Annotated in this window: 25 protein-coding genes and 1 pseudogene; 16 read left to right on the top strand and 10 right to left on the bottom strand. The window is 72.7% G+C overall.

From position 1 onward, the window contains the following. The first annotated feature begins 50 nt into the window (after positions 1 to 50). Positions 51 to 1,439 (top strand): MFS transporter, encoded by a 1,389-nt coding sequence (locus ABT171_RS25095; RefSeq protein WP_351247411.1) that lies wholly within the window; start codon positions 51 to 53, stop codon positions 1,437 to 1,439. On the opposite strand, the gene ABT171_RS25090 is transcribed toward ABT171_RS25095, so the two are convergent. Together ABT171_RS25090 and ABT171_RS25085 are read right to left on the bottom strand one after the other, a co-directional pair. Continuing rightward, complete coding sequence (locus ABT171_RS25090; RefSeq protein WP_351247409.1) at positions 1,399 to 2,007, bottom strand: DUF1349 domain-containing protein; 609 nt, start codon at positions 2,005 to 2,007, stop codon at positions 1,399 to 1,401. The genes ABT171_RS25095 and ABT171_RS25090 overlap by 41 nt on opposite strands. A 27-nt stretch (positions 2,008 to 2,034) precedes the next feature. Continuing rightward, positions 2,035 to 3,564 carry an aldehyde dehydrogenase (NADP(+)) gene (locus ABT171_RS25085; RefSeq protein WP_351247407.1) on the bottom strand — a complete coding sequence of 510 codons (1,530 nt, stop codon included), beginning with the start codon at positions 3,562 to 3,564 and terminating at the stop codon, positions 2,035 to 2,037. A 142-nt stretch (positions 3,565 to 3,706) separates the two neighbouring features. Here ABT171_RS25085 and ABT171_RS25080 point away from each other — a divergent pair, with 142 nt between their 5' ends. The 6 genes from ABT171_RS25080 to ABT171_RS25055 all read left to right on the top strand — a co-directional run bounded on the left by ABT171_RS25080 (position 3,707) and on the right by ABT171_RS25055 (position 9,466). Beyond that, entirely contained in the window at positions 3,707 to 4,477 is a 771-nt protein-coding gene (locus ABT171_RS25080; protein WP_351247405.1) for an IclR family transcriptional regulator, read from the top strand. 50 nt (positions 4,478 to 4,527) lie between these two features. Next, positions 4,528 to 4,998 carry a GNAT family N-acetyltransferase gene (locus ABT171_RS25075; RefSeq protein ID WP_351247403.1) on the top strand — a complete coding sequence of 157 codons (471 nt, stop codon included), beginning with the start codon at positions 4,528 to 4,530 and terminating at the stop codon, positions 4,996 to 4,998. Positions 4,999 to 5,076: 78 nt separating this feature from the next. After that, complete coding sequence (locus ABT171_RS25070) at positions 5,077 to 6,015, top strand: hypothetical protein (RefSeq protein ID WP_351247401.1); 939 nt, start codon at positions 5,077 to 5,079, stop codon at positions 6,013 to 6,015. After that, on the top strand, positions 6,012 to 7,301 hold the full coding sequence (locus tag ABT171_RS25065; RefSeq protein WP_351247399.1) for a sensor histidine kinase: 1,290 nt from the start codon (positions 6,012 to 6,014) through the stop codon (positions 7,299 to 7,301). The genes ABT171_RS25070 and ABT171_RS25065 overlap by 4 nt, the downstream gene beginning before the upstream one ends. Next, complete coding sequence (locus ABT171_RS25060) at positions 7,298 to 7,957, top strand: response regulator transcription factor (protein WP_351247397.1); 660 nt, start codon at positions 7,298 to 7,300, stop codon at positions 7,955 to 7,957. The genes ABT171_RS25065 and ABT171_RS25060 overlap by 4 nt, the downstream gene beginning before the upstream one ends. 54 nt (positions 7,958 to 8,011) lie before the next feature. Further along, on the top strand, positions 8,012 to 9,466 hold the full coding sequence (locus ABT171_RS25055; protein ID WP_351247395.1) for a peptidoglycan D,D-transpeptidase FtsI family protein: 1,455 nt from the start codon (positions 8,012 to 8,014) through the stop codon (positions 9,464 to 9,466). 93 nt (positions 9,467 to 9,559) lie between these two features. On the opposite strand, the gene ABT171_RS25050 is transcribed toward ABT171_RS25055, so the two are convergent. Then, a complete protein-coding gene (locus ABT171_RS25050) occupies positions 9,560 to 10,357 on the bottom strand; it encodes an HAD family acid phosphatase (protein ID WP_351247393.1) in 798 nt (265 codons plus the stop codon). 117 nt (positions 10,358 to 10,474) lie between these two features. On the opposite strand from ABT171_RS25050, the gene ABT171_RS25045 reads away from it, so the two are divergent. Further along, positions 10,475 to 10,753 (top strand): hypothetical protein, encoded by a 279-nt coding sequence (locus ABT171_RS25045; protein ID WP_351247391.1) that lies wholly within the window; start codon positions 10,475 to 10,477, stop codon positions 10,751 to 10,753. 54 nt (positions 10,754 to 10,807) lie between these two features. Here the strand turns inward: ABT171_RS25045 and araD are convergent, their stop codons facing one another. The 4 genes and pseudogenes from araD to ABT171_RS25025 form a co-directional block, all read right to left on the bottom strand. Next, positions 10,808 to 12,529 carry an L-arabinonate dehydratase gene (gene araD, locus ABT171_RS25040; RefSeq protein ID WP_351247389.1) on the bottom strand — a complete coding sequence of 574 codons (1,722 nt, stop codon included), beginning with the start codon at positions 12,527 to 12,529 and terminating at the stop codon, positions 10,808 to 10,810. Further along, a pseudogene (locus ABT171_RS25035) lies at positions 12,523 to 12,903 on the bottom strand (FCD domain-containing protein); the annotation flags it as partial. The pseudogene ABT171_RS25035 and the gene araD, both read right to left, overlap by 7 nt. A 116-nt stretch (positions 12,904 to 13,019) precedes the next feature. After that, complete coding sequence (locus tag ABT171_RS25030; RefSeq protein ID WP_351247387.1) at positions 13,020 to 13,397, bottom strand: hypothetical protein; 378 nt, start codon at positions 13,395 to 13,397, stop codon at positions 13,020 to 13,022. A gap of 71 nt (positions 13,398 to 13,468) precedes the next feature. Further along, a complete protein-coding gene (locus tag ABT171_RS25025; RefSeq protein ID WP_351247385.1) occupies positions 13,469 to 14,056 on the bottom strand; it encodes a TIGR03086 family metal-binding protein in 588 nt (195 codons plus the stop codon). A 136-nt stretch (positions 14,057 to 14,192) separates the two neighbouring features. On the opposite strand from ABT171_RS25025, the gene ABT171_RS25020 reads away from it, so the two are divergent. Next, the gene (locus ABT171_RS25020) at positions 14,193 to 15,425 is read left to right on the top strand and encodes an MFS transporter (protein WP_351247383.1); all 1,233 of its coding nucleotides are present in this window, start codon (positions 14,193 to 14,195) and stop codon (positions 15,423 to 15,425) included. On the opposite strand, the gene ABT171_RS25015 is transcribed toward ABT171_RS25020, so the two are convergent. Together ABT171_RS25015 and ABT171_RS25010 are read right to left on the bottom strand one after the other, a co-directional pair. After that, positions 15,362 to 16,525: a hypothetical protein gene (locus tag ABT171_RS25015; protein WP_351247381.1), complete on the bottom strand. Its 1,164-nt coding sequence runs from the start codon at positions 16,523 to 16,525 to the stop codon at positions 15,362 to 15,364. The genes ABT171_RS25020 and ABT171_RS25015 overlap by 64 nt on opposite strands. 31 nt (positions 16,526 to 16,556) lie before the next feature. Beyond that, on the bottom strand, positions 16,557 to 17,498 hold the full coding sequence (locus ABT171_RS25010) for a 5-dehydro-4-deoxyglucarate dehydratase (protein WP_351247379.1): 942 nt from the start codon (positions 17,496 to 17,498) through the stop codon (positions 16,557 to 16,559). A gap of 202 nt (positions 17,499 to 17,700) precedes the next feature. On the opposite strand from ABT171_RS25010, the gene ABT171_RS25005 reads away from it, so the two are divergent. The 7 genes from ABT171_RS25005 (at position 17,701) to ABT171_RS24975 (ending at position 25,042) form a co-directional block, all read left to right on the top strand. Beyond that, complete coding sequence (locus ABT171_RS25005) at positions 17,701 to 18,510, top strand: NAD-dependent epimerase/dehydratase family protein (protein WP_351247377.1); 810 nt, start codon at positions 17,701 to 17,703, stop codon at positions 18,508 to 18,510. A 272-nt stretch (positions 18,511 to 18,782) separates the two neighbouring features. Then, the gene (locus tag ABT171_RS25000) at positions 18,783 to 19,553 is read left to right on the top strand and encodes a DeoR/GlpR family DNA-binding transcription regulator (RefSeq protein ID WP_351247375.1); all 771 of its coding nucleotides are present in this window, start codon (positions 18,783 to 18,785) and stop codon (positions 19,551 to 19,553) included. A 92-nt stretch (positions 19,554 to 19,645) separates the two neighbouring features. After that, entirely contained in the window at positions 19,646 to 21,016 is a 1,371-nt protein-coding gene (locus ABT171_RS24995; RefSeq protein WP_351247373.1) for an ABC transporter substrate-binding protein, read from the top strand. Continuing rightward, positions 21,013 to 21,951, top strand: coding sequence for a carbohydrate ABC transporter permease (locus tag ABT171_RS24990; RefSeq protein ID WP_351247371.1), 939 nt, complete (start codon positions 21,013 to 21,015; stop codon positions 21,949 to 21,951). The genes ABT171_RS24995 and ABT171_RS24990 overlap by 4 nt, the downstream gene beginning before the upstream one ends. Then, on the top strand, positions 21,948 to 22,775 hold the full coding sequence (locus ABT171_RS24985) for a carbohydrate ABC transporter permease (RefSeq protein WP_351247369.1): 828 nt from the start codon (positions 21,948 to 21,950) through the stop codon (positions 22,773 to 22,775). The genes ABT171_RS24990 and ABT171_RS24985 overlap by 4 nt, the downstream gene beginning before the upstream one ends. Next, entirely contained in the window at positions 22,772 to 23,761 is a 990-nt protein-coding gene (locus tag ABT171_RS24980) for a zinc-dependent alcohol dehydrogenase family protein (protein ID WP_351247367.1), read from the top strand. The genes ABT171_RS24985 and ABT171_RS24980 overlap by 4 nt, the downstream gene beginning before the upstream one ends. Positions 23,762 to 23,842: 81 nt before the next feature. Further along, positions 23,843 to 25,042, top strand: a complete 1,200-nt coding sequence (locus ABT171_RS24975) for a TerD family protein (RefSeq protein WP_351247365.1) — start codon at positions 23,843 to 23,845, stop codon at positions 25,040 to 25,042. A gap of 91 nt (positions 25,043 to 25,133) precedes the next feature. Here ABT171_RS24975 and ABT171_RS24970 read toward each other — a convergent pair whose 3' ends face one another. Further along, positions 25,134 to 25,706, bottom strand: coding sequence for a TetR/AcrR family transcriptional regulator (locus ABT171_RS24970; RefSeq protein WP_351247364.1), 573 nt, complete (start codon positions 25,704 to 25,706; stop codon positions 25,134 to 25,136). Between the last annotated feature and the right edge of the window lie 44 nt (positions 25,707 to 25,750).

Here is a 25,750-nt window from a genome sequence, read left to right as displayed (position 1 = left end):
GGCATTCAGGCCACTACTGTACGGCAGCGGAGATACGCAGCATGGGGGACATGCCAACGAACCAGATGTCCAGGGCCGGACAACTCGCCCCTGACCAGGGCGGCTTGACGCCCCCGGGATCATCCGCCGCGCTCACCCTCACCGCCGCCCTGCTCGGCTTCGGGCTGATCTGCCTCGACGCCTCCGTGGTCAATGTGGCCCTGCCCGCCATCGGCTCCTCCCTGGGCGGCGGCATGTCCGGCCTGCAGTGGGTGGTGGACGCCTACACACTGGCCTTCGCGGCGCTGATGCTGTCCACCGGGGCCTTCTCCGACCGGGCCGGGGCGAGCCGGGCGTTCGCCCTCGGCACCGCGGTGTTCACGCTCGCCTCGGCGGCCTGCGGACTGGCGCCGGACCTGCCGGCCCTGATCGGCGCGCGGGTGGTCCAGGGCGTCGCTGCGGCCGTGGTCCTCCCGGCAACGCTGGCGCTGGTGCGGCAGGCGTACCCGGAACCGGCGCGGCGGGCCCGCGCGGTGGCGGCCTGGGCGGCGGGCGGTTCACTCGCCGTGGCGCTCGGGCCGGTGGCGGGCGGTGCGCTGACCACCGCCTGGGACTGGCGCGGCATCTTCTTCGTCAACCTGCCGGTGGGCGCCGCGATCCTGGCCCTGCTCGTCCGCGCCCCGCGCTCACGGCCCCGCCCGGCACCGCTGGATCTGCCCGGCCAGCTGATGGCGGTGGCGTCCCTGGTGTCCCTGACCTTCGCGGTCATCGAGGGCGGGACGGCGGGCTGGGCGGCACTGGCGGTGGCCGTCCTCGCGGGCGGGGCGTTCCTGCGCGTCGAGGCGCGCCAGTCGCACCCGGTGGTGCCCCTCGGTCTGTTCCGCAACCGGACCGTGGCCACGGCGGTGGCGGCCGGCTCCGCCTGCAGCGTGGCCTTCTTCGGCATGGTGTTCGTCTTCTCGCTGTTCTTCCAGCAGGTCCAGGGCCACTCCGCGCTGTCCGCCGGGCTGATGTTCCTGCCGATGACGGGCCTGATCGCGGTGACGAACGTGGTGGCGGGCAAGCTCGCGGGGCGCTACGGCCCCCGGTTGCCGATGCTCGTGGGCCAGCCGCTCGCCGTCGCCGGTCTGCTCCTGCTGCTGTACGTCGACGCCGGCACGTCCCCGGCCCTGGTGTCCGTGCTGCTGGTGCCGCTGGCCCTGGGCTGCGCGCTGACGGTGCCGCCCCTGACCGCCGCGATGATGGACGCCGTACCCGCCGAACGGGCGGGCCTGGCGGCCGGGGTGCTCAACTCGGCCCGGCAGGTGGCCGGTGGCCTGGGCATCGCCGTGTTCGGAGCGCTGCTCGGCCACGGCTTCCAGGCCGGTGTGCGCTGGAGCCTGGTCATCAGCGCGGCCCTGCTCACGGTGACGTTCGCGCTCAGCTTCCGTCTCGCAGGTCGCTCGGCCAGGAAGTCCTGAACCCGATGTGGTCGTACGTCACCACGCACCCCTCCCCCAGCGGCGACTGGGTCATGAAGCCGACCAGCGCGTCATCGGTCTCCTTCTCGTCGCCGAGGGTGAACAGCCGGACGAAGGTCCACCGCTCGCCGTCCCGCGAGGCGTGGAAGGCGAAGGCCCGCCCGGTCCGGCTGACCCGCAGCCACACCGAACTCCCCTCCACCGTGAAGGAGTTGGCGTCATCGGAGTGCCCCCGGGTGACCACCGTGCAGACGGTGGGCAGGTCCGGGGAGTACTCCAGGCACAGCTTGGCCCAGGCCCGCTCGCCGACGTGGACGTACAGGACGCCCGCGTCGAAGGCGGCCCGGAAGCCCACGGTGACCCGCGCGATCAGCTGGAAGTCGCCCTCGGGCGCGCCCAGCAGCCGGGGCGCGTCCGAGGCGGGGTCGAGCGCCTCCCCGGTGGGCGTGACGAACCGGTCCTGCCGGGGCCCGGCCCAGCCGGTCAGCACGCCGTCCTCGTACTCCCAGTGCCCCTCGGGTCCGTAGGTCCGGAGGGCGAAAGGGAGTTCGGGAAGTTCCACGTCCATCGCCCCATTGTCCCGCAGTGCCGTGAGCTACCGCTCCAGAACCCCGTTGAAGCGCCGGGGAAGCCCCAGCGGGTTCTCGTCGCGGAGCTCCTTCGGCAACAGAGCCGACGGCGCGTTCTGGTAGGCCACCGGCCGCAGCCACCGCTCGATGGCCGTACCGCCCACCGAGGTGGACGTGGAGGTCGTCGCGGGGTAGGGACCCCCGTGCTGCTGGGCCGGAGCAACCGCGACACCGGTGGGCCACGCGTTCACCACCACCCGCCCCGCCAACGGGGTCAGCCCGGCCAGGAGTTCCGGTCCCCGTCCCTCCCCGGCCGCCTCCTGAGAGGACAGCTGGACCGTCGCCGTGAGGTTCCCCGGCAACCGCGACAGCACGAGGGCGGCCTCCTCCTCGGAGGTGTAGCGGGCCACGACGGTGACCGGCCCGAAGCACTCCTCCAGCAGCAGGTCGTGGGTCCCCTCTTCGGCCAGCCGCTGTGCCGGCACCGTGAGGAACCCGGCGCTGACCGTGTGCTCACCGCCCGCGCCCGGCGTGACCGGCGTCTCCACACCGTCCAGGCCGGCCCGCTCCCGCACCCCGGCGACGAAGTCGTCCCGCATGCGGTGGTCGAGCAGCACCCCCGCGCCGGTGTCGCTCACGGCGTCGGTCAGGGCCTTCACCAGCCGGTCGCCCCCGGCGCCGGACGGCACCAGCACCAGTCCGGGCTTCACGCAGAACTGCCCGACGCCGAGCGTCATGGACCCGGCCAGCCCGGTGCCGATCTCCTCGCCGCGCTCGGCGGCGGCGGCCTCGGTCACCAGGACCGGGTTCAAGGACCCCAGCTCACCGTGGAACGGGATCGGCACCGGACGCGCGGCCGCCGCGTCGAACAGCGCCCGCCCGCCCCGTACCGAGCCGGTGAAGCCGGCCGCGGCGACCAGCGGGTGCCTGATCAGCTCGACGCCCGCCTCGAAGCCGTGCACGAGGCCGAGGACACCCTCGGGGATGCCGTGCTCGGCGGCTGCCCGGCGCAGCACCTTGGCGACCAGCTCGGACAGGGCCGGGTGGTCGGGGTGGGCCTTGACGACGGCCGGGCAGCCCGCGGCGAGCGCGCTGGCGGTGTCGCCGCCGGCGACGGAGAAGGCGAAGGGGAAGTTGGAGGCGGAGTAGACGGCGACGACGCCGAGCGGGACCTTGTAGCGGCGCAGGTCCGGGATGGGCGGGGTGGCGGTGTCGTCGGGGTGGTTGATGATGACGTCGAGGAAGGCACCCTCGTCGACGATGTCGGCGAAGGCCCGCAACTGGTAGCTGGTGCGGGCGAGTTCACCGGTCAGCCGGACCGGGCCGAGGGCGGTCTCGGCGTCGGCGGTCTCGACCAGGGCGTCCCGGGCCGCGTCCAGGCCCGCGGCGGCCGAGCGCAGGAAGGCGGAGCGCACCGCGCGGTCGGCGAGGGCGCCACGTGCGGCGTGGGCCGCCCCGACCACCGTGTCCACCTCCTGCGCCGTGGCCTCCACCGCAACCTGTTCACGCTGCTTCCCGGTGCGCGGGTCGACACTCCAGACTGGTGCTGCTGCCACCGCGGGTCCCTCCAGTAAGGCCGCAATATCCAAGGGCGGGCTTGGGTCGACCATCAGGGGCGTTCGATATACTGAACACCGTCTCTGATGATGAATGTGCTGCTCGGAGACTATTTCCCGGCGATTGAAGGGGTCAAGGGCGATGTCGGCTGGCGAGACAGGCGGGGCCCAGGTCAAGTCCGCGGTGCGGACCGTTGAATTGCTTGAGTACTTCGCCGGCCGGCCCGGAATGCACTCCCTCGCGGCCGTCCAGGAGGCCGTGGGGTACCCCAAGTCCAGCCTGTACATGCTGCTGCGCACCCTCGTGGAGCTGGGCTGGGTGGAGACCGACGCGACGGGCACGCGGTACGGCATCGGGGTCCGGGCGCTGCTGGTCGGCACGTCGTACATCGACGGCGACGAGGTGGTGGCCGCCGCCCGGCCCGCCCTGGACCGGCTCTCCGACGACACCACGGAGACCATCCACCTGGCCCGGCTCGACGGCACCAACGTGGTCTACCTCGCCACCCGTCAGTCCCAGCACTATCTGCGCCCCTTCACCCGGGTCGGGCGCCGGCTGCCCGCCCACTCCACCTCCCTCGGCAAGGCGATCCTCGCCACGTACAGCGACGAGCAGGTGCGCAAGCTGCTGCCGGAGACCCTGCCCGCGCTCACCGAGCACACCCTGACCGACCGCGAGAAGCTCATCGAGGAGCTCCACCAGGTGCGCGAGCAGGGCTTCGCGGTCGACCGTGAGGAGAACACGCTGGGCCTGCGCTGCTTCGGCGTGGCGATCCCCTACCGCACCCCGGCCCGGGACGCGATCAGCTGCTCGGTGCCGGTGGCCCGGCTGACCCCGGCCCACGAGCAGCTGATCAAGGACGCGCTGTTCGACGCGCGTGACCGGCTGGCCCTGGCGACGCGCCGGCTCTGAGCGCGGGCGGTGGCGGACGCGGCGCGGGAGCCGTCGTAGGCTCGGGCCCCATGGAGATCGCCCTGCGCGCCGTGGAGGACGGTGACCTGCCGGTGTTCCACCGGCAGATGACCGACCCGGAAGCCGTCCGGATGGCCGCGTTCGGCCCGGAGGACACGTCCGACCCGGAGGCCTTCGCGGCCTACTGGCTGCGCGTGCGCACCTCCTCCTTCGTCCTGCGCACGGTGCTGGCCGACGGCGAGGTGGCCGGTAACGCGGCCGTCTACGGCGTGACCGGCGAGCGCGAGGTGACGTACTGGATCGACCGCGCGTACTGGGGCCGGGGCGTGGCGACGGCCGCGCTGCGGGGTCTGCTCGCCGAGGTGTCCGAACGGCCGCTGTACGCGCGGGCGGCGGCCGACAACGCGGCGTCGCTGCGGGTGCTGGACAAGTGCGGCTTCCGCGAGACGGCCCGGGCCCGGGGGTATGCGAACGGGCGGGGGCAGGAGATCGACGAGGTCGTGCTCGTCCTGGAGGGCTGAGGCCCTCCGCCGTGCGGCGGAGACGGATCGTCGGGCCGCAGGAGGTGCGCACCCGGCGCGGCGCGGGAGCGTGGGGGCATGACGATCCCAACGGCCGCCCTCCCCGCCGGCGTCTCCACGCGACGCCGCCGGCTCCGACGCGTGGCCATCACCGCCTGCCTGCCGTACCTGTCCCTCAAGGCCGCCTGGATCGCCGGCAGTCACCTCGGCATCCCGGACGGCAGTCCGCTGCTGGAGCACCGGCTGACCGCGGCGCTCGCCAACGGCGTCACCGTGCTGATGGACGCGGCCGTCGTCGTGCTGGCGCTGCTGCTGACCCGTCCGTGGGGCCGGCGGGTGCCGGCCTGGCTGCTCGCCGTGCCGATGTGGCTCGCCGTGGGACTCCTCGCCCCCATCATGGTGGGCTTCCCGCTGCAACTGGTCCTGCACGGCGGCGGGGGCGGCCACGGCGACGGCGAACCCTTCCTGGCCGACTGGGTCTTCGCGGTGGTCTACGGCGGCTTCATCGTGCAGGGACTGGCGCTCGGCGCGCTGTTCACGGGGTACGCCCGCGAGCGCTGGGGTCACCTGTGGCAGGGCCGGGTGCGGGAGCTGCCGGCCGGGGGCGCGACGGGGGCGCAGCGGCTGACGGCCGTGACGGCCGCGCTTCTCGCGCTGCTCCCCGGCGCGGTGCGGCTGCTGCGCGCCGTCGGGGCGGCCGCGGCGGACGGCAGCGGCGCCCGGTCCATGCAGTGCGTCTTCGTCCTCTTCCTCGCCATGGCCGTCACCGGTGCCTGGCAGCTCGCCTTCCGCCGGGGCCGTGCACTGCCGGTCGCCGTGCCGCTGGCGCTGGCCTGGACCGGCTCCGGGGCCGTGGCGTGCTGGGGCGGCTGGATATCGCTCGGAACGCTGGTGACGGCTTACCGGCCGGCACCGCTGACCAGCCTCACCTACGCTGGGCAGATGATCACCGGCCTGCTCGTGGCGAGCGTCCTCGCCCACTTCCTCACCGACCGGACCGCCAAGGCACCGCGGTGACACGGGCGTTGCGGCCGCTCTTCGGCGGGCGGGCGCGGCGCCGCTGGATCCATCTGATCCTGGGCGGCGCGCTCGCCATGCCGTACGTCTTCGTCGGCTCGGTGATCGTCGGCCCGCTCACCGGCGTGGACGACGTCTTCCATTCGCTCCCCCTCCAACTCGGCTCGTTCGCCGTCGGGTTGCCCATCGCCGCACTCACCTCGCTGTTCCCGCTGACCCGGCCGCTGGAGTCGGCCGCCGTCCGGGCCCTGTGCGACGTCGACGCCGACGCTCTGGCCACCGGACCGGCCCGCACGGCGGCCGAACGGGCGCGTACGGCGGCCTGGTTCACGCTGCATCTCGGGCTCGGCGGGATCATCGCCGGCATGTCGCTGGCCGTGCCGCCGTTCGCGGCGGTGCTGGTCGTCCTGCCCGTGTTCGCCGGGCTGCGCCACTCCCCGCTCCGCCTGCCCGAAGCCCTCGACCACGGCTGGGCGCTGGCCCTGTCCCCGGTTGCGGGCCTGGCCATGCTGTGCGCGCTCGCCGGGTGCGCGGCGGGCTGCGGTGCCCTGCTGGCCCGCTGGGCGCCCGCGCTGCTCGGGCCCACCCCGCAGGACCGGCTGGCCGCCGCCGAGGCCCGGGCCGCCGACCTCGCCGTGCGCAACCGGCTCGCCCGCGAGCTGCACGACTCCGTCGGCCACGCCCTGAGCGCCGTCACCCTCCAGGCGGGCGCGGCCCGCCGGCTCCTCGGCACGGACCCGGAGTTCGTCCGCGAGGCGCTCACCGCCATCGAGGAGACCACCCGGCGCACGGTCGGCGAACTCGACGCCGTCCTCGGTGTGTTGCGGGACGGGGACGCGCCGGGCACCGCGCCGGCACCCACCCTCGCGACCGACCTCGACGGGCTGCTGCGCCGGACCCGGGCCGCCGGGCTGCCCGTGACGGCCACCGTCGGCCTCGACCCCGCCGCGCTGCCGGCGCTGGTCTCCCGGGAGGCGTACCGGATCGTGCAGGAGGGCCTGAGCAACGCGCTGAAACACGCCGGCGCACCCGTCGCCGTGCGCATCCGCGCCGGGGCCGGCCGGCTGGAGATCACCGTCGAGAACCCCCTGGGCACGGCCACGCCGCCGCGGCCCGGCGGCGGCCACGGTCTGCGGGGCGTCGCCGACCGGGTGCGGCTGCTGGGCGGCACGGCACAGGCCGGACCGTCGGACGGCAACTGGCGCCTGCACGTCCGACTGCCCCTGACCACGCCCGGGACGGCGGCCGACGCACGGCCCCGACCGCTTCCGAAAGGACCCGCATGACCCAGCCCGCCATCCGGATCGTCCTCGCCGACGACGAGCGCATGGTCCGCACCGCCCTGCGCGCCATCCTCTCCGCCGAGCCGGGCCTGGAGGTCGTCGGCGAGGCGACCACCGGCGCCGAGGCCGTTTCCGTGGTCCGGGAGCTGCGGCCCGACGTCGTGCTCATGGACGTCCGGATGCCCGAGGTCGACGGCATCCGGGCCACCGAGCAGATCGTCGCCTCCCTGGAACGGCCGCCGCGGATCGTCGTCGTGACCACCTTCGAGAACGACGCGTACGTGTACGACGCCCTGCGCGCCGGTGCCGCCGGCTTCCTGCTGAAGCGGTCCGACGCCGATGCCCTGGTGCAGGCGGTACGGCTGGTCGCGCGCTCCGACACCCTGCTGTTCCCGTCGGCCGTGCGGTCCCTCGCCGCCCAGCACGCGCGCGGCGCCGGCCGGGCCGCGCCCTGGGTGAGCAAGCTCACCGGCCGTGAGCGCGACGTGCTGCGGCACATGACCGACGGACTGACCAACGCCGAGATCGCCCGGCGGCTGGACGTGGGCCCCGCGACCGTGAAGTCGCACGTGGCGGCGGTCCTCGCGAAGACCGGCGCCCGGGACCGCACCCAGGCGGTGATCGCCGCGTACGAGGCCGGTTTCCTGAGCGGGGGATGAGAAAACGGGGCGTACGGGAACGATCGGCCCCGTCCCGATCGTCTTCGGAGCGGGATGAACAAGACGATCAGGCGGGCGTCCGTCTTCGCGCTGCTGCTCGTGCTCGCTCTGCTGGTCAGGGCGACCTGGGTGCAGTTCTACGACGGCAAGGCCCTCGCGGACGACAACAGCAACCGGCGGAACGCGATCCAGACGTACTCGCGGCCGCTCGGGAACATCATCGTGGCCGGAAACGCGATCACCGGCTCGACGCGGACGAAGGGGAGCGACCTCGCGTACAAGCGGACGTACACGGACGGCAAGCTCTACGCCGCGGTGACGGGTTACGCCTCGCAGGCCTATGCCCCGACACAGCTGGAGGGCATCTACGCGGACCTGCTGAACGGCACGGACAACCGGCTGAAGACCGTGATGGACACGCTCACCGGCAAGCGCGCCGACCCGGGCAACGTGCTCACCACGATCGACCCGGACGTGCAGAAGGCGGCGTACCGCGCGCTCGGCGGCAACAAGGGCGCGGCCGTCGCGATCGACCCGAAGACCGGCAAGATCCTCGCGGTGGTGTCCACGCCGTCGTACGACCCGTCCTCGCTCACCGACGCCAACACGGCCGGGATCGCCTGGAAGCGGCTCAACGCGGACAAGGAGAAGCCGCTCACCAACCGTGCGCTGCGCCAGCCGCTGCCGCCCGGCTCGACGTTCAAGCTGGTGGTGGCCGCGGCCGCGCTGGAGGACGGGCTGTACAAGAACGTGGACGACCCGACCGACAGCCCGGACCCCTACACCCCGCCGGGCACGACGCACGTGCTGGTGAACGAGAACAAGTCGGCGCCGTGCAGGAACGCCTCGATCCGCAAGGCCCTGCAGTACTCCTGCAACAACGTCTTCGGTCATATGGCCGTCCAGCTCGGCCAGGACAAGGTGAGGGCGATGGCCGAGAAGTTCGGCTTCAACGACGACGAGCAGGACGTGCCGGTGCGGGCCTACGCCAGTGTGTACCCGTCCGGCATGGACCAGGCGCAGACCGCGCTGTCCGGCATCGGTCAGTTCGACGTCACCGCGACCCCGCTGCAGATGGCCATGGTGTCGGCGGCCATAGCCAACGGCGGCAAGCTGGTCTCGCCGCACATGGTGTCGCAGATCACCGACAGCGGGGGTGCGGTGCTGCAGGACTACGACGACGACGCGGACAGCAAGGAGATCGTCAGTTCCTCCACCGCCGGGCAGCTCCAGTCGGCGATGGAGACGGTGGTCAAGGACGGCACCGGCACCAACGCCCTGATCGACGGCGTCACCGTCGGCGGCAAGACCGGCACCGCCCAGCACGGCGAGAACAACAGCAAGACGCCGTACGCCTGGTTCACGTCCTTCGGCAAGTCCGGCAGCAGCGGCAAGGAGGTGGCTGTCGCCGTGATGGTGGAGCAGTCGGACGCGGCACGGTCGGAGGTCAGCGGTAACGGTCTGGCGGCGCCGGTGGCCAAGGCGATGATGCAGGCGGCACTGAAGTGAGCGGCCTGACCGCCCGCCGGCCCTCGCCACGGCACGGTGCCGCCGGTGACGAGGGCCGGGTACGAGCGGCTGCTCACGGCCTGCGGATGACCGTCAGGAGACGAAGTAGGTCGGGTTCGGCAGCTTGTACGTGCGGTCGGCGTAGCCGCCGTCGAGGTCCGAGTACTGGTCGCCGAAGTTGGCGATGATCTCGTACCCCAGGTCGTCCTCGATGTGCTTGCGCGTTCCGGACTTGTACTGCACGGTCGTGCAGTTCCAGGCGCTCGGGGTGGCGCAGTCACCCAGGTAGGCCGGCGGGTTGGCCTTGTCCTTGAGGAACATGTGGTCGGCGTCCAGGTTCACATCGGCGCCGACCTTCTTCAGGTTGGCGACCGCGGCGGCGCGCTGCGCCTCGCTGAGGCCGGAGTTGTAGAAGACCTCGACGCCCTTGGAAGCGGCGTACTGGACCAGCTCGGGGCTGCCGAAGACCGCCGGGCGGTCGGCGCGGTTCACGTAGTCGTTCCACGTCGTGGGGTTGTACGTGTAGTTGTAGCGCTTCTCGTAGTCGAGGCTGAGCAGCAGCGTGTCGTCGATGTCGAAGACGACGGCCGGCTTCTCGCCGTGCCGGTGCGCCTTGCGAGCCGCCTTGTCGATATAGCGCTTGGCGGCTGCGTCCATGTCCGCCAGGTCCTTGGCGTACGGGCTGTCCGGGGACGCCTGGTAGACGCCGTTGCTGTCGGCGGTGGTGCCGTAATAGGTGTCTATGTCCTTCACCAACTGCCCGATGTTGTAGGGCTCGTGGGTGGAGTTCGCCGTCGACTGACCGGCGGTGGCAGCGCCCGCGCCGTACAGCGCGGCACCGGCGAGGGCACAGGCGGCACCGGCGGCGACGACTCTGTGGGACTTCCGCATGGATTCTCCGGATCTGGTGGATGAGAGCGATGTGCCAGGTCGGAGTATGTCTACGCGCATAACACCCTGCCCTGCGAGTAGTGTTATCCGATCGATATGAGAAAGGGAGCGCCACCCATGCCGTTCGCCGCCGCAGGGGCCCAGGGACCGTCACCGGTGTTGCTCGTCGTCTTCGCCGCGGGCGGCCTGACAGCCCTGTGGTGCGGGGTGAACTGGGCCTTCGACGTGCGGGGCATCACCACGAGCCGGTCCGAGCGGATTCGGCGCAGGTGGGGGGTCGCGGGGCGGCCCACACTCTTCTCGTCCGCGGGTTATCTGCGGTTCCTGGGCGCGGTGTTGGCGCTGGCGGGCTCGGTCCTGCTTCTCGCCGCATACGAGCTGTGGCATCTGAACTGACACTCACCACCAGGTAGGCGATGAAGCCCGGCATCCGCAGGGCCGCCGGGGCGCTCAGCCGGCGTAGGGGTCCGGCACCTGGCCCGGCCGGGCCAGGAACTCGAAGTCGCAGCCGGTGTCGGCCTGGGTGATGTGGCCGTTGTGGAGGACGCCGTAGCCGCGCTCGTACCGGGGCGGCGGCGGGGTCCACGCGAGCCGCCTGCGCTCCAGCTCCGCGTCGTCCACGTGGAGACGGAGGCTGCGTGCCTCGACGTCCAGGGTGATGAGGTCCCCGGCGCGCACGAGCGCGAGCGGGCCGCCGATGTACGACTCCGGGGCCACGTGCAGCACACAGGCGCCGTAGCCCGTCCCGCTCATCCGGGCGTCGGAGATCCGGACCATGTCCCGCACGCCCCGCTTGAGCAGGTGGTCCGGGATGGGCAGCATGCCGTACTCGGGCATGCCCGGCCCGCCCCTGGGCCCGGCGTTGCGCAGCACCAGCACGCTGCCGGCGGTGATGCCGAGGGCGGGGTCGTCGATGGTGCGCCGCATGGTCCGGTAGTCGTCGAAGACGACGGCCGGACCGGTGTGCCTGAGCAGGTGGGGCTCGGCGGCGATGTGCTTGATGACCGCGCCGTCCGGGCAGAGGTTGCCGCGCAGGACCGCGATCCCGCCCTCGCTCGCGACCGGGTTGTCGCGGGGGCGGATCACGTCGTCGTCGTGCACCCGCGCGCCCTGCAGCTGCTCGCGCAGGGTGTCGTACGACACCGTCGGCCGGTCCAGGTGGAGCAGGTCGGTGATCCGGGACAGGAAGCCGGGCAGGCCGCCCGCGAAGTGGAAGTCCTCCATCAGGTACCTCTCGCCGCCGGGGCGGACGTTGGCGAGGACGGGCACGGTGCGGGCGATGCGGTCGAAGTCGTCGAGGGTGAGTTCCACCCCGGCACGGCCGGCCATGGCGATCAGGTGGATCACGGCGTTGGTGGAGCCGCCGAGGCCGAGCACGGTGGTGACCGCGTCCTCGAAGGCCTCACGGGTGAGGATGTCGGTCGGTTTCCGGCCCCGGCGGACCAGTTCGACGGCCGTCATCCCGGCCTTGGCGGCCATCCGGTCGTGAGCGGAGTCGACGGCGGGGATGCTGGACGCGCCCGGCACGGTCACGCCGAGGGCCTCGGCGGCGGCCGTCAGCGTGGACGCCGTACCCATGGTCATGCAGTGCCCCGGGGAGCGCGCGAGGCAGCTCTCCAGCTCGCTCAGCTCGCAGTCGCCGATGAGACCCGCCCGCTTGTCCGCCCGGTGCCTCCACATGTCCGTACCGGACCCGAGCACCTCGCCCCGCCAGTGCCCCGGCAGCATGGGCCCGGCCGGCACGAAGACGGCGGGCAGATCCGCGCTGGCCGCACCCATCAGCAGCGCGGGCGTGGACTTGTCGCAGCCGCCCATCAGCACGGCCCCGTCGACCGGGTAGGACCGCAGCAGTTCCTCGGTCTCCATCGCCAGCAGATTCCGGTAGAGCATCGGCGTCGGCTTCTGGAAGGTCTGGCTCAGCGTCGAGACCGGGAACTCCAGCGGAAACCCGCCGGCCTGCCACACCCCCCGCTTCACCGCCCGGGCGCGGTCCCGCAGGTGCACATGGCACGGGTTGATGTCGGACCACGTGTTGAGCACGGCGATCACGGGCTTGCCGAGATGCTCCTCGGGCAGGTACCCGAGCTGCCGGGTCCGGGCGCGGTGGCTGAACGAGCGCAGCCCGTCGGTCGCGTACCACTGGTGGCTCCTCAGCTTCGTCACGGGGACCATCCGGCGGCGATGGCGGCGGCCTCGGCGCGCTCGTGTGCGGGCAGGGCCCGGCCGAGCAGCGGGTTGCCGCACGGCAGGTACAGGGCGCGGTGGAACTCCCGGTTGGCGAGCGGCCGTTCGGCGGCGTCGGTGGCGTGGTCGGCCCGGACCAGCGCGTCGCGCGCGGCGTCGAGGGAGGCTCCTCGCCCGACGGCCCGGCACAGCGCTTCCGGCTCCGGCAGCAGCCGCACGTCGTAGACCTCGCGCGCCATGTCCGCCGGCTCCGTCTCGACCAGGGCCTGTCCGGGCGTCAACCGGCCGGTCGGGATGCGGTGTTCGATCGCGTCCGGTACGTACTGCGTGCGGGACGGGATCGGGGTGGGCACGGAGGTCATGCGGCCCTCTCACATGTCGCGTCCCGTATATGACGTACGAAGTACGACGCGGTGAAAGGTAGGAGGGGGGCCGGTGTTTCGTCAACGCTTCTGACAAAAGAAGGACGGTGCCCCCCTCACGGGGCGGGCAGCGTGAGCACCAGGAACAGCACCCCGAGGGGCGGCACCAGTGCGAGGACCGCCGCCCAGGCGCGCGTCACGGACCAGCGGCGCTTCCAGGGCAGCAGCCAGGCCGTGAGCAGGGCGACCAGGCCCAGCGGGCCGCCGAGGACGAGCAGGTGGAAGATCCAGGACAGGGACCTGTTCAACGCGGCCGAGCAGTCGTCGGGGCCGCAGCTGTCCGTCGCCATCACGGAGAGCCCGGCGAACGCGACGGCGGCCGGACCGAGCACGCCCAGCAGAGCCGTCGCGATCGCCGGTGCCACCCAGGCCCGGGGGTCCCGCTCACCCAGGCCGGCCGGTCCCGGAAGCGGTGCGATGTGCTGTGTCGTCATGCGAACACTGAACCGGTGCGGAGGGGGCCGCCGCACCGGTGCACCTACTCAGGTCGTGGAGGTCCGCCTACTCAGTCACCGGGACGCCATCCCGGGTCCCGCCCGCTCAGCCCGACCGCCCGGTCCAGCAGGGGTGCCTCCGCCGGCACCGGGACGACCGGGCCGAACAGGCCGTTTCCGCGGTGCGGGTCCTCGGCGGCCGCCAGCAGGAAGCCGTGGGCCGAGTCCAGCGCCGCGGGGTCGGGAGCGTAGGGCCGGCCGATGGCGCGGGCCAGGTCCCAGCCGTGGACGACCAGTTCGTCGGCGACGACGGCACCGGCGACCTCGCCCGGCAGGTCCACCCCGCCCGCGCGGGTCATACCGGTCCAGGCGGCCGGGTCACGCCAGGCGTCGGCGACTTCTTCCAGGGCCTTGGGCAGCTCCTCGCGCCAGCCGGGGCCGATGTCCGGGACGGCGGCGGCCGGGTCGGTGTCGGTCGTCGTACCGAGATCCTTGCGGGCGGCGTCACGGAAGGCCACCGAGAGCAGCAGGATGTGGCCCAGCAGATTCCGCACCGCCAGGTCCGGGCACGGCGTGGGAGCGGACAGCCGCGCATCGGTCACGGACTCGGCGAGCCGCGCCACGATCCGGGCCTGCGGGCCGAGGTCGACGATGGTCATGCCGCACTCCTTCGGGTTGCGCTCGTCCTCCTCAGGGATGACCGGCCGGCAGGAGAGAACTCATCGGTGCGGGGCGCGGGAAATAAGGCGTTTCACCGATCCGCGCCCACCCCCCTCAGACCCACGATTCCCAGGCATGACGACTTCCCGGACCCTGCTGCGCGCCCTGCGCGACCGCGACGCGGGGCTGTATCTCACGGGCCTGGTGGTGTCCGCCTTCGGCACCTCCTCGCTGTCGCTGGCGTCGGGCATGTGGGTCAAGGACCTCACCGGGTCCGACAGCCTGCCCGCCCTGTGCATGCTCGCCGCCTGGTCCCCCACCCTCGCCGGCCCGGCGCTGGGCACCATCGCCGACCGGGTGCGCCGCACGCCCCTGCTCATCGGCCTGAACCTGGCACTGGCGGCGGCCCTGCCGGCGCTCTTCGCCGTCCGCTCGGCCGACGGGCTGTGGCTGCTGCTCACCGTCCTGTTCCTGTACGGCACCGCCGGCGCCGTCGCCGAGGCCGCCGAGTCGGCCCTGGTCACCGCCGTCGTCCCCGCGGAACTCCGCGGCGACTTCAACGGGCTGCGGATGACCGTCACCGAGGGCATGAAGCTCGTCGCTCCGCTGACCGGGGCGGGCCTGTACGCGGCCTTCGGCGGTCCGGCCGTCGCCTGCCTGGACGCGGTGACCTTCGTGATCGCCGCCGGGCTGTACGCCCTGCTGCGGGTGCGCGAGGAGCGGCCCGTCCCCTCCGGCGGCGGCTGGCGGAAGGAGACCGCGGAGGGCGTCCGGCACCTGCGGCGGCACCCGGTGCTGCGCCCGCTGGTCCGGGCCGGCGGCACGACGATGCTCCTCGCCTCGCTGAGCAGCACGACGGTGTACGCCGTCGTCGACCGCCTCGGCCACTCCGCGGCGTACACGGGCGTCCTGTCCGCCGTCCAGGGCGCCGGTTCGGTGACGGCCGGGCTGGTGTCGGGGACCGCGCTGCGGCGGCTCGGGGCGCGCCGGTTCGCGGCGGCGGGGATCGTGCTGACGGCGCTCGCGGTGGCCGCGCGTGCCGTGCCGTCGGACGCGGTGGCCCTCGTGTCCGCCGCGGCGATCGGGCTCGGTCTGCCCTGGGTGCTCGTCGCGGCGTTCACCGCCGTCCAGCAGCACACGCCCGGACCGCTGCTCGGCCGGGCGACGGCCACCGCCAACACCCTGGTCCTCGCCCCCACCGTCCTCGGACTGGGCGTCGGCGCCGGTCTGCTCGAACTCGCCTCCCCCGCCCTGCTGTCGCCGCTGTACGGCCTCGCGCTGCTCGGGACGGCGGCTTCGCTGGCTCAGCGCACCGGCAGCGCCTCGCGCACCGCGGCGAGGTCGCCGTCCGACGCCAGCCCGACGTGATAGAGCCGCAGTTCCGTCGCGCCCTGCGCACGCGCGCGTGCCGCGTCCGCAGCGAGGGTGCCGGGGCTGCCGCCCGCCCCGGAGACGACGGTGAGGTTGGCGGCCAGCACCGTCCGCTCCCCGGCCTGTTCGGCGAAGGGTGCCAGCAGGGCCGTACCCCCCGTGCAGGGCACCACCACGCCGTCGGCGACGGACAGGACGCGCGCGGGGTCGACGCCGGCGTCGGCACCGCAGTGGTAGGAGACCGGGTCGGCGTGCAGCAGGACCTGGAAGCCGGCCGGTGCGGCGGCGCGTACGGCGGCGACGGTCTCCTCCTGGAGGGTGCCCGCGGTGCCGTCACGCCACGCGCGCGTGCGGGCGGCCGTCTCCTCGCCGAGCGACCCGGCGACCGTGGGCCAGCCCTCGTCGTCCGCCGTGCCCCGCCACAGCGGCTCCAGCGCGGCCCGTACGGACGCGGCCAGCTCCTCGGGATCCAGGCCCTGTCCGGCGTACCCGGCGCGGCAGGACGGGCAGAAGCACAGGGACATCAGGTACTGCCCGGCCTCCCCCAGTCCCACCCCGGAGGTCTTGTCGTGGGCGTGCAGGTGCTGCAGTCCGTACCAGCCGAGGGACTCCAGCTCGGTGCCGTGCGCGCCGGGGCGCACGGCGGCCTCGGCGGCCAGGTCGACCAGGTACGCGCGCGTGGCGGGCTGGGCGATGCAGGGCGCCCAGGGGTAGGGGTCGCCGTAGGCGTTGACGACCGAGGTGTCCGGATGTTCGGCGCCCAGGCGGGAGTTGTGGGCGAGGACGACCCAGCTGTGGACCTCCAGGCCCGCCTCGGCCAGGGCTTCCGCGGCCTCGCCGTAGGCGTCGCCGGGGGCCCAGCGGCCGGCGGGGTACGGTCTGAGGCCGCGGCCCGCCCAGCGCTCGCCCGCCGGGTACAGGACGGCCGCGTGCTCGGCGGTGACGATGCGGTGGCGGGGGTGGCGGGGGGTCAGGGCGCGGGTGGAGTGGTAGGCGGCGGCGAGGGTCACCTGCTCGACGCCGAGCCCGGCGATGCGCGCCGGGGCCCCGGGGTCCCCGTTGACGTCCCAGGGGTAGACGAACGCCGACGCCTTCACCCGGCCTCCTCCGAGCTGTGCGGACGCCTGCTCACGCGTCGTCCCGCAGCAGCTCGTGTCCCCGCTCGATCAGCCGGGCGAGTTGTCCGACGTGGTCCTCCGACGGCTCGTGCAGCGGGGGCCGGACCTCGCCGACGTCCGGGCCGCGCAGCCGTACGCCCGCCTTGACGAGCGAGACGGCGTAGCCCCGGCCCTGGGCGCGCAGTTCCACGAACGGGCGGTAGAAGCCGTCCAGCAGGCGCTGGAGGGTCGCCGTGTCGCCCGTGGCCAGGGACCGGTGGTAGGCGAGGGCGATCTCGGGGGCGAAGCAGAAGACGGCCGAGGAGTACAGGGTGATGCCGAGGGCGTGGTAGGCGAGCTGGGTCTGCTCGGCGGTGGGCAGGCCGTTGAAGTAGAGGAAGCCGCCGGGAGCCTCGGTGCGTACGGCGCTGACGATCCGCTGCATCAGGTCGAGGTCGCCGAGGCCGTCCTTGAGGCCGACGATGCCCTCGGTGCGGGCGAGTTCCACCACCGTCCGCGGCGTGAAGACGGCGTTGTCGCGCTGGTAGACGATCACCGGCAGGGCGGTGGCCGCGGCGATCTCCCGGTAGTGCCGCAGCAGTCCCTCCTGGCCGGCGAGGACGAGGTAGGGCGGCATGGCGAGGAGGCCGTCGGCGCCCGCGGCCTCGGCCAGACGCGCGTAGCGGACGGCGAGCGCGGTGCCGTAGCCGGCGCCGGCGACCACCGGGACCCGTCCGTCGGCCGTCTCCACGGCCACCCGCACGCAGGCCTCGAACTCCTCCGGCAGCAGCGCGTGGAACTCCCCGGTGCCGCAGCAGGCGAACACGGCGGCGGCGCCGTCCGTGACGCCCCGGCGCACATGGGTGCGGTAGGCGTCGAGGTCGAGTGAGCCGTCGTGGCCGTAGGCCGTGACGGGGAAGAAGAGCGGCCCGCGTGCGTCGCTGAGCCGTTCGGTGAGAGGAGCTGGCGTCACGGGCTCTCCCTTGGGGCACGCCGGTACATATTTCTGATCAATGTCTATATTCCTGAACGCGTCCACGCTAGAGGCGCCCTGCAGGGCGGCTCAAGCAGGCGGACTCGCACCCACTCAAGCTTTCCCGGGAGACTTGACGGTGCACGGCAACACTCCTTAGCGTGTCCATACATGTGAATTCTGTTCACAAGGAGAATCCTGGATGCCCGCTCCCCGCACCGTTCTGCTCACCGGCGCCGCCGGCGGGCTCGGCACCCTGATGCGCTCCCTGCTGCCGGAGTACGGCTACACGCTGCGCCTGTTCGATGTGCGCCCCGTCGAGGGCGTGCCGGACGCGGTCACCGCCGACCTCGCCGACGGGGAGGCGCTGCGCGAGGCCGTGCGGGGCGTGGACGCGGTCCTCCACCTCGCGGGCATCTCCCTGGAAGCCCCCTTCGACAAGATCCTGAAGTCCAACATCGAGGGCACCTACAACCTCTACGAGGCCGCCCGCCAGGAGGGCGTGCCCCGGATCGTCTTCGCCTCCTCCAACCACGCCGTCGGCTACACCCCGGCGCCCCGCCCGGGCGAGCCGCTGATCCCGGTCGACACCCCGCGCCGCCCGGACACCTTCTACGGCCTGTCCAAGTCCTTCGGCGAGGACCTCGCCCAGCTGTACTGGGACAGGCACGGCCTGGAGACCGTGTCCGTGCGCATCGGCTCCTGCTTCCCGGAGCCGACCAGCGTGCGCATGCTCTCGGTGTGGATGAGCCCGGCCGACGGCGCCCGCCTCTTCCACGCGGCCCTGACCGCCGAGGAGGTGGGCCACACGGTCGTCTACGGCTCCTCCGCCAACACCCGGCTGTGGTGGGACCTGACCACGGCGCGGGCGCTCGGCTACGAGCCACAGGACGACTCCGAGCCGTACGCCGGGAAGCTGATCGCCGAGCAGGGCGAGCTGGACCCGGAGAACCCGGCGCACAGCCACCTCGGCGGGCACTTCGTGAGCGACCCGCCGATCTGGCCGTACTGAGCTGCTGAGGGCTCCGGGCGGCGGAAAACGATCGCTCACGCGCGCGGGCGGGCACCGAACGGGCCCGCCCGCCGCCGCATCCGGGCATCAGGGCCGCCCGCTCCCACCCCGCCGGGCACGGCCTCGCAGGTCCGCGCCGGGCACCGCCCCCGGTGAACGGGCGCAAGCGGGCAGTATCGGGCCGGCAACAAGCCTGGTCAGTGCCGCGCACCCGCTGTAGAACTTCCCCCATGGGCCCGAACGGGCGGTTCCGCGGGAAGGCGGGTGACGGCATGAGCACAGGGACGGCGGAAGAGCGCCGGCGCGCCATCGTACGGGCCGCGCGCGCCACCGGCTCGGTCGACGTCACCGCGCTCGCCACCGAGCTGGGCGTGGCCAAGGAGACCGTCCGGCGCGATCTGCGCGCCCTGGAGGACCACGGCCTGGTCCGTCGTACGCACGGCGGCGCCTACCCGGTGGAGAGCGCCGGTTTCGAGACGACCCTCGCCTTCCGCGCCACCAGCCACGTGCCCGAGAAGCGCCGGATCGCCGCCGCCGCGGCCGAGCTGCTCGGGGACGCGGAGACGGTCTTCGTGGACGAGGGCTTCACCCCGCAGCTCATCGCGGAGGCCCTGCCGACCGACCGGCCGCTGACGGTGGTCACCGCCTCCCTGCCGGTCGCGGGCGCCCTGGCGGAGGCCGGGCAGATCTCGGTGCTGCTGCTCGGCGGCCGGGTGCGGGCCGGGACGCTGGCCACCGTCGACCACTGGACGACGAAGATGCTCGCCGGTTTCGTCCTCGACCTCGCCTACATCGGCGCCAACGGCATCTCCCGCGAGCACGGCCTGACCACACCGGACCCGGCGGTCAGCGAGGTCAAGGCACAGGCCGTACGGGCCGCGCGCCGGACCGTCTTCGCGGGCGTGCACACCAAGTTCGGTGCGGTCAGCTTCTGCCGGTTCGCCGGGATCGGCGCGCTGGAGGCGATCGTGACGAGCGCCCAGCTCCCGGCCGCCGAGGCCCACCGCTACTCCCTGCTGGGCCCGCAGGTCATCCGGGTCTGAAAGTCCACCTCACCACCCGCAGGGGCGTTCCCCGCCCCTCAGTGCCCCTTATATCCACAAACCTCCTATCCCCGAATCTCCAGGAGCGATCCATGCGTATCCCGAGCCGACGGAGGCCGCGAGCCACGCTCGCCATGGCCGCCGCAGGGACGCTGCTCGCCCCGCTGCTCTCCGGCTGCTGGGTCGGTGCGGGCGGGACCGGTTCCGGCGGCGACTCCATCAATGTGCTGATGGTCAACAACCCCCAGATGACCGAGCTGCAGAAGCTGACCGCGGCCCACTTCACCAAGGAGACCGGCATCAGGGTCAACTTCACCGTGCTGCCCGAGAACGACGTGCGCGACAAGATCAGCCAGGACTTCGCCAACCAGGCCGGCCAGTACGACGTGGCCACCCTCTCCAACTACGAGATACCGATCTACGCCCGCAACGGCTGGCTGCACGAGATGAACGGGTACGTCGCCAAGGACCCCGCGTACGACGAGCAGGACGTCCTGAAGCCGATGCGCCAGTCCCTCACCGGCGACGACGGCAAGCTCTACGGTCAGCCCTTCTACGGCGAGTCCTCCTTCCTGATGTACCGCAAGGACGTCTTCGCGGCGAAGGGCCTCACCATGCCGGCCCACCCCACCTGGCGGCAGGTCGCGGACCTGGCCGCGCGGGTGGACGGCGCGAAGCCCGGCATGAAGGGCATCTGTCTGCGCGGACTGCCGGGCTGGGGGGAACTGACGGCCCCGCTGACGACCGTCGTGAACACCTTCGGCGGCACCTGGTTCGACCGGCACTGGAAGGCCCGCCTGGACTCCCCGGAGTTCGAGAGGGCGACGAAGTTCTACGTCGACCTCGTCCGGGCCCACGGTGAGTCCGGCGCAGCGCAGTCCGGGTTCGCCGAGTGCCTCAACGACATGACCCAGGGCAAGGTCGCCATGTGGTACGACGCCACCAGCGCCGCCGGCCTGCTGGAGGCCGCGGGCTCGCCGGTCAAGGGCAGGCTCGGCTACGCCCCGGCCCCGGTCGAGAGGACGCCGTCCTCCGGCTGGCTCTACACCTGGGCCTGGGGCATCCAGAAGGCGTCCCGCAACCCCGGCAACGCCTGGAAGTTCGTCTCCTGGGCGTCCGGCAAGGGGTACGAGCAGCTGGTCGGCGAGACCAGCGGCTGGTCGGACGTCCCCGCGGGCAAGCGGGCGTCGACGTACACGAACGCGGACTACCGCACCTCGGCGGCGGCCTTCCAGGAGATGACCAGGAAGGCCATTGAGAGCGCCCGCCCGGACGACCCCGGGGTGCAGCCGCGGCCCGCGCCCGGCATCCAGTTCGTCGGCATCCCCGAGTTCACCGACCTCGGCACCAAGGTCTCCCAGGAGATCAGCGCGGCCATCGCCGGACGCCAGTCCGTCGACTCGGCCCTCAAGAACTCGCAGGCGCTCGCCGAGAAGATCTCCAAGGAGTACGAGGGACGATGACAGCGACGACCACGGCCCCGTACGCCGCCGCTCCCGCGAGGACGGTGCAGCAGCCCCCGGCCCGGCTGCGCGCCTGGGCCACCCGGGCCCCGCTGCTGCCGGCCCTCGTCTTCATGATCGCCGTGACCCAGCTGCCGTTCGTGGCCACCCTGGTGATCTCCTTCTTCGACTGGAACGCCCTCTACCCCAAGGCCCGCCGCTTCACCGGCCTCGACAACTACCGCCAGGTGCTGACCGACGCCGGCCTGCGCCACTCGGTGTGGACGACCGTGCTGCTCACGGTGGCGGTGGTGCTGGCCAGCCTGGTGCTGGGACTGGCGCTGGCACTGCTGCTGGACCGGAGGTTCCGCGGCCGGGGCGTCGTCCGCACCATGCTCATCGCGCCGTTCCTGGTGGTCCCGGTGGCCGCCGCCCTGCTCTGGAAGCATGTGCTCTACAACCCCGAATACGGCCTGCTCAACGGGTTGTTGCACTATGTGGGCGGCCCACAGCCCGACTGGATCTCCCACACCCCGCTGCTCGCGGTCGAGGCCTCCCTGGTGTGGCAGTGGACGCCGTTCATGATGCTGATCTTGCTCGCCGGGCTGCAGAGCCGGGACCAGCAGCAGATCGAGGCCGCGCGGGTCGACGGCGCGAACGACTGGCAGGTCTTCCGCCATCTGACCCTGCCCCACCTGCGCCGCTATCTGGAGCTGGGCGCTCTGCTGGGCTCGATCTACATCGTCCAGAACTTCGACGCGGTCTTCACGATCACCTCGGGGGGACTGGGGACGGCGAACCTGCCCTACACCGTCTACCAGAGCTTCTACCAGGCCCATGAGAACGGGCTCGCCTCGGCCGCCGGCGTCCTGGTCGTCATCGGCTCCATCATCATCGCGACCTTCGCCCTGCGCGTCGTGTCGTCCCTGTTCCGCGAGGAGGTGTCCCGCGCATGAACGCCGTACTGCGCCGTCATGGGCTCGGCCTGGTGGCCTGGCTCGCCGGGATCGTGTTCTTCCTGCCGATCGCGTGGATGGCCCTGACGTCCTTCCACTCCGAGGCGGACGCGGCGACCAACCCGCCGGCCTTCGCCGCGTCGCTGACGCTCGACGGCTACCGCGAGTTCTTCGGCAGCGGCGGCGGGCCGAGCCCGTGGCCCGCACTGGTCAACTCCACGGTGGCGTCGGTGGCCTCCACCCTCTGTGTCCTCCTGCTGGCCCTCCCGGCGGCGTACGCGCTGTCCGTGCGGCCGGTGAAGAAGTGGACGGACGTGCTGTTCTTCTTCCTGTCCACGAAGATGCTGCCGGCCGTGGCGGGCCTGCTGCCGGTCTACCTGTTCGCCAAGGACGCCGGGATGCTCGACAACATCTGGCTCCTGGTCGTCCTCTACACCTCCATGAACCTGCCGATCGCGGTGTGGATGATGCAGTCCTTCCTCGCCGAGGTCCCGGTCGCCGTCATCGAGGCGGCCCGCGTGGACGGCGCCCGCCTGCCGACGATCCTCGCGCGCGTGGTGGCCCCGATCGCCCTGCCCGGGATCGCGGCGACGGCCCTGATCTGCTTCATCTTCAGCTGGAACGAGCTGCTGTTCGCCCGGGTCCTCACGGGCGTGGTCGCCGAGACCGCCCCCGTCTTCCTGACCGGCTTCATCACGAGCCAGGGCCTGTTCCTGGCCAAGGTGTGCGCCGCTTCGCTCGTCATCTCCCTGCCGGTGCTCGCCGCGGGGTTCGCCGCCCAGGACAAGCTGGTCCAGGGCCTGTCGTTGGGAGCCGTGAAATGAAGGCCGCCGTCATCGAGTCCGTGGGCCGCGCCGTCGTCACCGAGGTGCCGGACCCGGCGCCGGGCCCGCGCGAGGTCGTCGTCGAAGTGGCCGCGTGCGGCCTGTGCGGCACCGACCTGCACATCCTGCAGGGCGAGTTCGCGCCCAAGCTGCCGATCGTCCCCGGGCACGAGTTCGCGGGCTCGGTGGTCGGGGTCGGCGGCCAGGTCACCGAGGTCGCGATCGGCGACCGGGTGGCGGTGGACCCGTCGCTGTACTGCTACGAGTGCCGCTACTGCCGCACCGGCCACAACAACCTCTGCGAGCGGTGGGCCGCGATCGGCGTGACCACGGCGGGCGGCGCCGCCCAGTACGCGGTCGCCCCGGTGGCGAACTGCGTGAAGCTGCCCGAGCACGTGCGCACCGAGGACGCGGCCCTGGTGGAACCCCTGTCGTGCGCGGTCCGCGGCTACGACGTCCTGCGCTCCCGCCTCGGCGCCCACGTCCTGGTCTACGGCTCCGGGACCATGGGCCTGATGATGCTGGAGCTGGCCAAGCGGACGGGCGCGGCGAGCGTGGACATGGTCGACGTGAACCCGGCGCGCCTGGAGACGGCACGGCAGCTGGGAGTGTCCGCCTCGGCGGCGAGCGCCGACGAGCTGGACCGGCCCCAGGGCTGGGACGTGGTCGTCGACGCGACCGGGAACGCGGCGGCGATCCAGGACGGCCTGGGCCGGGTGGCGAAGGCGGGCACGTTCCTGCAGTTCGGGGTGGCCGACTACGCGACCCGGGTGACGATCGATCCGTACCGCATCTACAACCAGGAGATCACGATCACCGGTTCGATGGCCGTCCTGCACAGCTTCGAGCGGGCCGCCGAGCTGTTCGCGAACGGGGTGCTGGACCCCCGGGTGTTCATCAGCGACCGGATCCCGCTGGAGCGGTACCCGCAGGCGCTGGAGCAGTTCGCGGCCGGGGTGGGGCGGAAGATCGTGGTCGTGCCGTAGGCCGTCCGGCGGGCCGTTCGATGGGTTCGGCTGGTAAGGGAACGGTAAAGCGGTGTCGTTCGTTCACCCGGCATGACAGCTATGACCCCTGGCTCGAACATCCCTCTGTCGGCCGCCCGCGTCACGGTGGACGTGGCCGCGCCGGTGCGGCTCGACGTGTCGGGCCTGCTGCTCACCGCCGACGGCAAGGTGCGCTCGGACGACGACTTCATCTTCTACAACCAGCCGACGGGCCCGGGTGTGAACCACGCGTCCGGCGGGGGCACGTCCCCCGACGCGATCACGGTCGACACCGCCGCCGTCCCACCGGACATCGAGAAGATCGTGGTCACGGCCAGCCCGGACGCGGCCGGCCAGACTTTCCAGGGCATCGAGCCGACGGCCACCATCCGTGATGCGGACGGCGGCGCGGTGCTGGCCACGTTCACCCCGCCGCAGCTCGGCACGGAGACGGCGCTGGTCGTCGTGGAGGTCTACCGCCGGGGCGGCGCCTGGAAGGCCCGTGCCGTAGGCCAGGGGTACGCCGACGGACTGGCCGGCATCGCGACGGACTTCGGGGTGACGGTGGAGGAGCCCGCGGCGGCCCCGGCGGCCCCACCGCAGCCGGTGGCTCCGCCGGCACCCACCCCGCAGACCCCGGTCACCCCGCCCGCCCCGCCGGTGTCCGCTCCCCCGGCCCCGCCCGCGCCCGCTCCGGGCGCCGGGAAGATCAACCTCGACAAGGGCCGGGTCAGCCTCCAGAAGAACCAGACCGTCTCCCTGATCAAGGGCGGCCGCCCGCTGCTCTCCCAGGTCAAGATGGGGCTCGGCTGGGAACCGGCGTTCCACAGCGCGGACATCGACCTGGACGCCTCGGTCGTCGCCTACGGCCCGCAGCGCAACCACCTCGACAGCTGCTACTTCGGCAAGCTCACGATCCTGAACGGCGCGATCCGGCACTCCGGCGACAATCTCACCGGTGAGGGCGCGGGCGACGACGAGGTGATCACGGTCGACCTCGGCCGTCTGCCCCAGGAGGTCACCGGACTGGTCTTCACGGTGAACTCCTTCTCCGGCCAGAAGTTCACCGAGGTCGCCAAGGCCTACTGCCGTCTGCTGGACGCCACCACCGGCGAGGAACTGGTCCGCTTCGACCTCACCCACGCCGAGCCGCAGACCGGCGTGATGATGGCCAAGCTGATCCGGCAGTTCTCCGGCGAGTGGGACATGACCGCGCTGGGCGAGTTCGTGAAGGCCCGGACGGTGCGGAACATGGTGGAGCCGGGGGCGCGAGCGCTGTGACACCGTGCCGGTCGGAGCGGAGAGCCGTTCCCCTTCCGCTCCGACCGGGCGGGCGCATCCGACCAGCGGGTCTGCGGGCGGCGCCCGGATCTCACCCCGTCGGTCGCAGTCCCTCCGTCAGCAGGGTCAAGTAGCGTCGGAGCTGGCGCCCCTGGCCGTTCGCCAGCTCCGATGCCACGGCCACCCCGTGCGCAAGCCGCAGCACCTCGATCGGGTCGACATCGCCCCGCAGCGATCCCTCCGCCTGCGCCGCCTCCACCAGCCGCGCCACCGCCCCCGTGACCACGGCCGCGCACACCGTCGGCGCCGCCGGACCGCCGTCCGTGACCGCCGAGCCGAGCAGCGCCTTCATGCCCCGCACCTGGATCGTGCCGACGCCCAGCTCGTACAGCCACTCGGCCAGCGCCTCACCGGGCGGCAGCTCCCGCGCCAGCTCGTCGGCCCGCGTCCCCAACGCCTCGATGCGGTCCACGTACGCGGCCTCCAGCAGCTTCTGCCGCGTCGGAAAGTGCCGGTAGAGCGTGCCCGAGCCGACACCCGCCCGCCTGGCGATGTCATCGAGGGACGCGTTCTCCCCATGCTCGGCGAAGGCCTCCGCCGCCACCTTCAGCAACCGTTCGTAGTTGCGCCGAGCGTCCGCACGCATGGGTCTCACCTGCGGCATCCAGTCACTCCCCGCTCGTTGCCGTCCTCGCCGTCGTGACCACC

Source organism: Streptomyces sp. NPDC001851 (genome assembly GCF_040297165.1).
Lineage (GTDB): Bacteria > Actinomycetota > Actinomycetes > Streptomycetales > Streptomycetaceae > Streptomyces.
Note: the sequence above shows the minus strand (reverse complement) of the source record. Positions and strands in the feature narration are given on the sequence as shown.

Coding starts and splice junctions, on each gene's coding strand:
- ABT171_RS25080 (WP_351247405.1), top strand. CDS start 3,707: ATGTCGGCTGGCGAGACAGGCGGGGCCCAGGTCAAGTCCGCGGTGCGG.
- ABT171_RS25090 (WP_351247409.1), bottom strand. CDS start 2,007: ATGGACGTGGAACTTCCCGAACTCCCTTTCGCCCTCCGGACCTACGGA.
- ABT171_RS25075 (WP_351247403.1), top strand. CDS start 4,528: ATGGAGATCGCCCTGCGCGCCGTGGAGGACGGTGACCTGCCGGTGTTC.
- ABT171_RS24995 (WP_351247373.1), top strand. CDS start 19,646: ATGCGTATCCCGAGCCGACGGAGGCCGCGAGCCACGCTCGCCATGGCC.
- araD (WP_351247389.1), bottom strand. CDS start 12,529: ATGGTCCCCGTGACGAAGCTGAGGAGCCACCAGTGGTACGCGACCGAC.
- ABT171_RS25005 (WP_351247377.1), top strand. CDS start 17,701: ATGCCCGCTCCCCGCACCGTTCTGCTCACCGGCGCCGCCGGCGGGCTC.
- ABT171_RS25030 (WP_351247387.1), bottom strand. CDS start 13,397: ATGACGACACAGCACATCGCACCGCTTCCGGGACCGGCCGGCCTGGGT.
- ABT171_RS24985 (WP_351247369.1), top strand. CDS start 21,948: ATGAACGCCGTACTGCGCCGTCATGGGCTCGGCCTGGTGGCCTGGCTC.
- ABT171_RS25060 (WP_351247397.1), top strand. CDS start 7,298: ATGACCCAGCCCGCCATCCGGATCGTCCTCGCCGACGACGAGCGCATG.
- ABT171_RS24975 (WP_351247365.1), top strand. CDS start 23,843: ATGACCCCTGGCTCGAACATCCCTCTGTCGGCCGCCCGCGTCACGGTG.
- ABT171_RS25095 (WP_351247411.1), top strand. CDS start 51: ATGCCAACGAACCAGATGTCCAGGGCCGGACAACTCGCCCCTGACCAG.
- ABT171_RS25025 (WP_351247385.1), bottom strand. CDS start 14,056: ATGACCATCGTCGACCTCGGCCCGCAGGCCCGGATCGTGGCGCGGCTC.
- ABT171_RS25000 (WP_351247375.1), top strand. CDS start 18,783: ATGAGCACAGGGACGGCGGAAGAGCGCCGGCGCGCCATCGTACGGGCC.
- ABT171_RS25050 (WP_351247393.1), bottom strand. CDS start 10,357: ATGCGGAAGTCCCACAGAGTCGTCGCCGCCGGTGCCGCCTGTGCCCTC.
- ABT171_RS24980 (WP_351247367.1), top strand. CDS start 22,772: ATGAAGGCCGCCGTCATCGAGTCCGTGGGCCGCGCCGTCGTCACCGAG.
- ABT171_RS24990 (WP_351247371.1), top strand. CDS start 21,013: ATGACAGCGACGACCACGGCCCCGTACGCCGCCGCTCCCGCGAGGACG.
- ABT171_RS24970 (WP_351247364.1), bottom strand. CDS start 25,706: ATGCCGCAGGTGAGACCCATGCGTGCGGACGCTCGGCGCAACTACGAA.
- ABT171_RS25055 (WP_351247395.1), top strand. CDS start 8,012: ATGAACAAGACGATCAGGCGGGCGTCCGTCTTCGCGCTGCTGCTCGTG.
- ABT171_RS25045 (WP_351247391.1), top strand. CDS start 10,475: ATGCCGTTCGCCGCCGCAGGGGCCCAGGGACCGTCACCGGTGTTGCTC.
- ABT171_RS25070 (WP_351247401.1), top strand. CDS start 5,077: ATGACGATCCCAACGGCCGCCCTCCCCGCCGGCGTCTCCACGCGACGC.
- ABT171_RS25020 (WP_351247383.1), top strand. CDS start 14,193: ATGACGACTTCCCGGACCCTGCTGCGCGCCCTGCGCGACCGCGACGCG.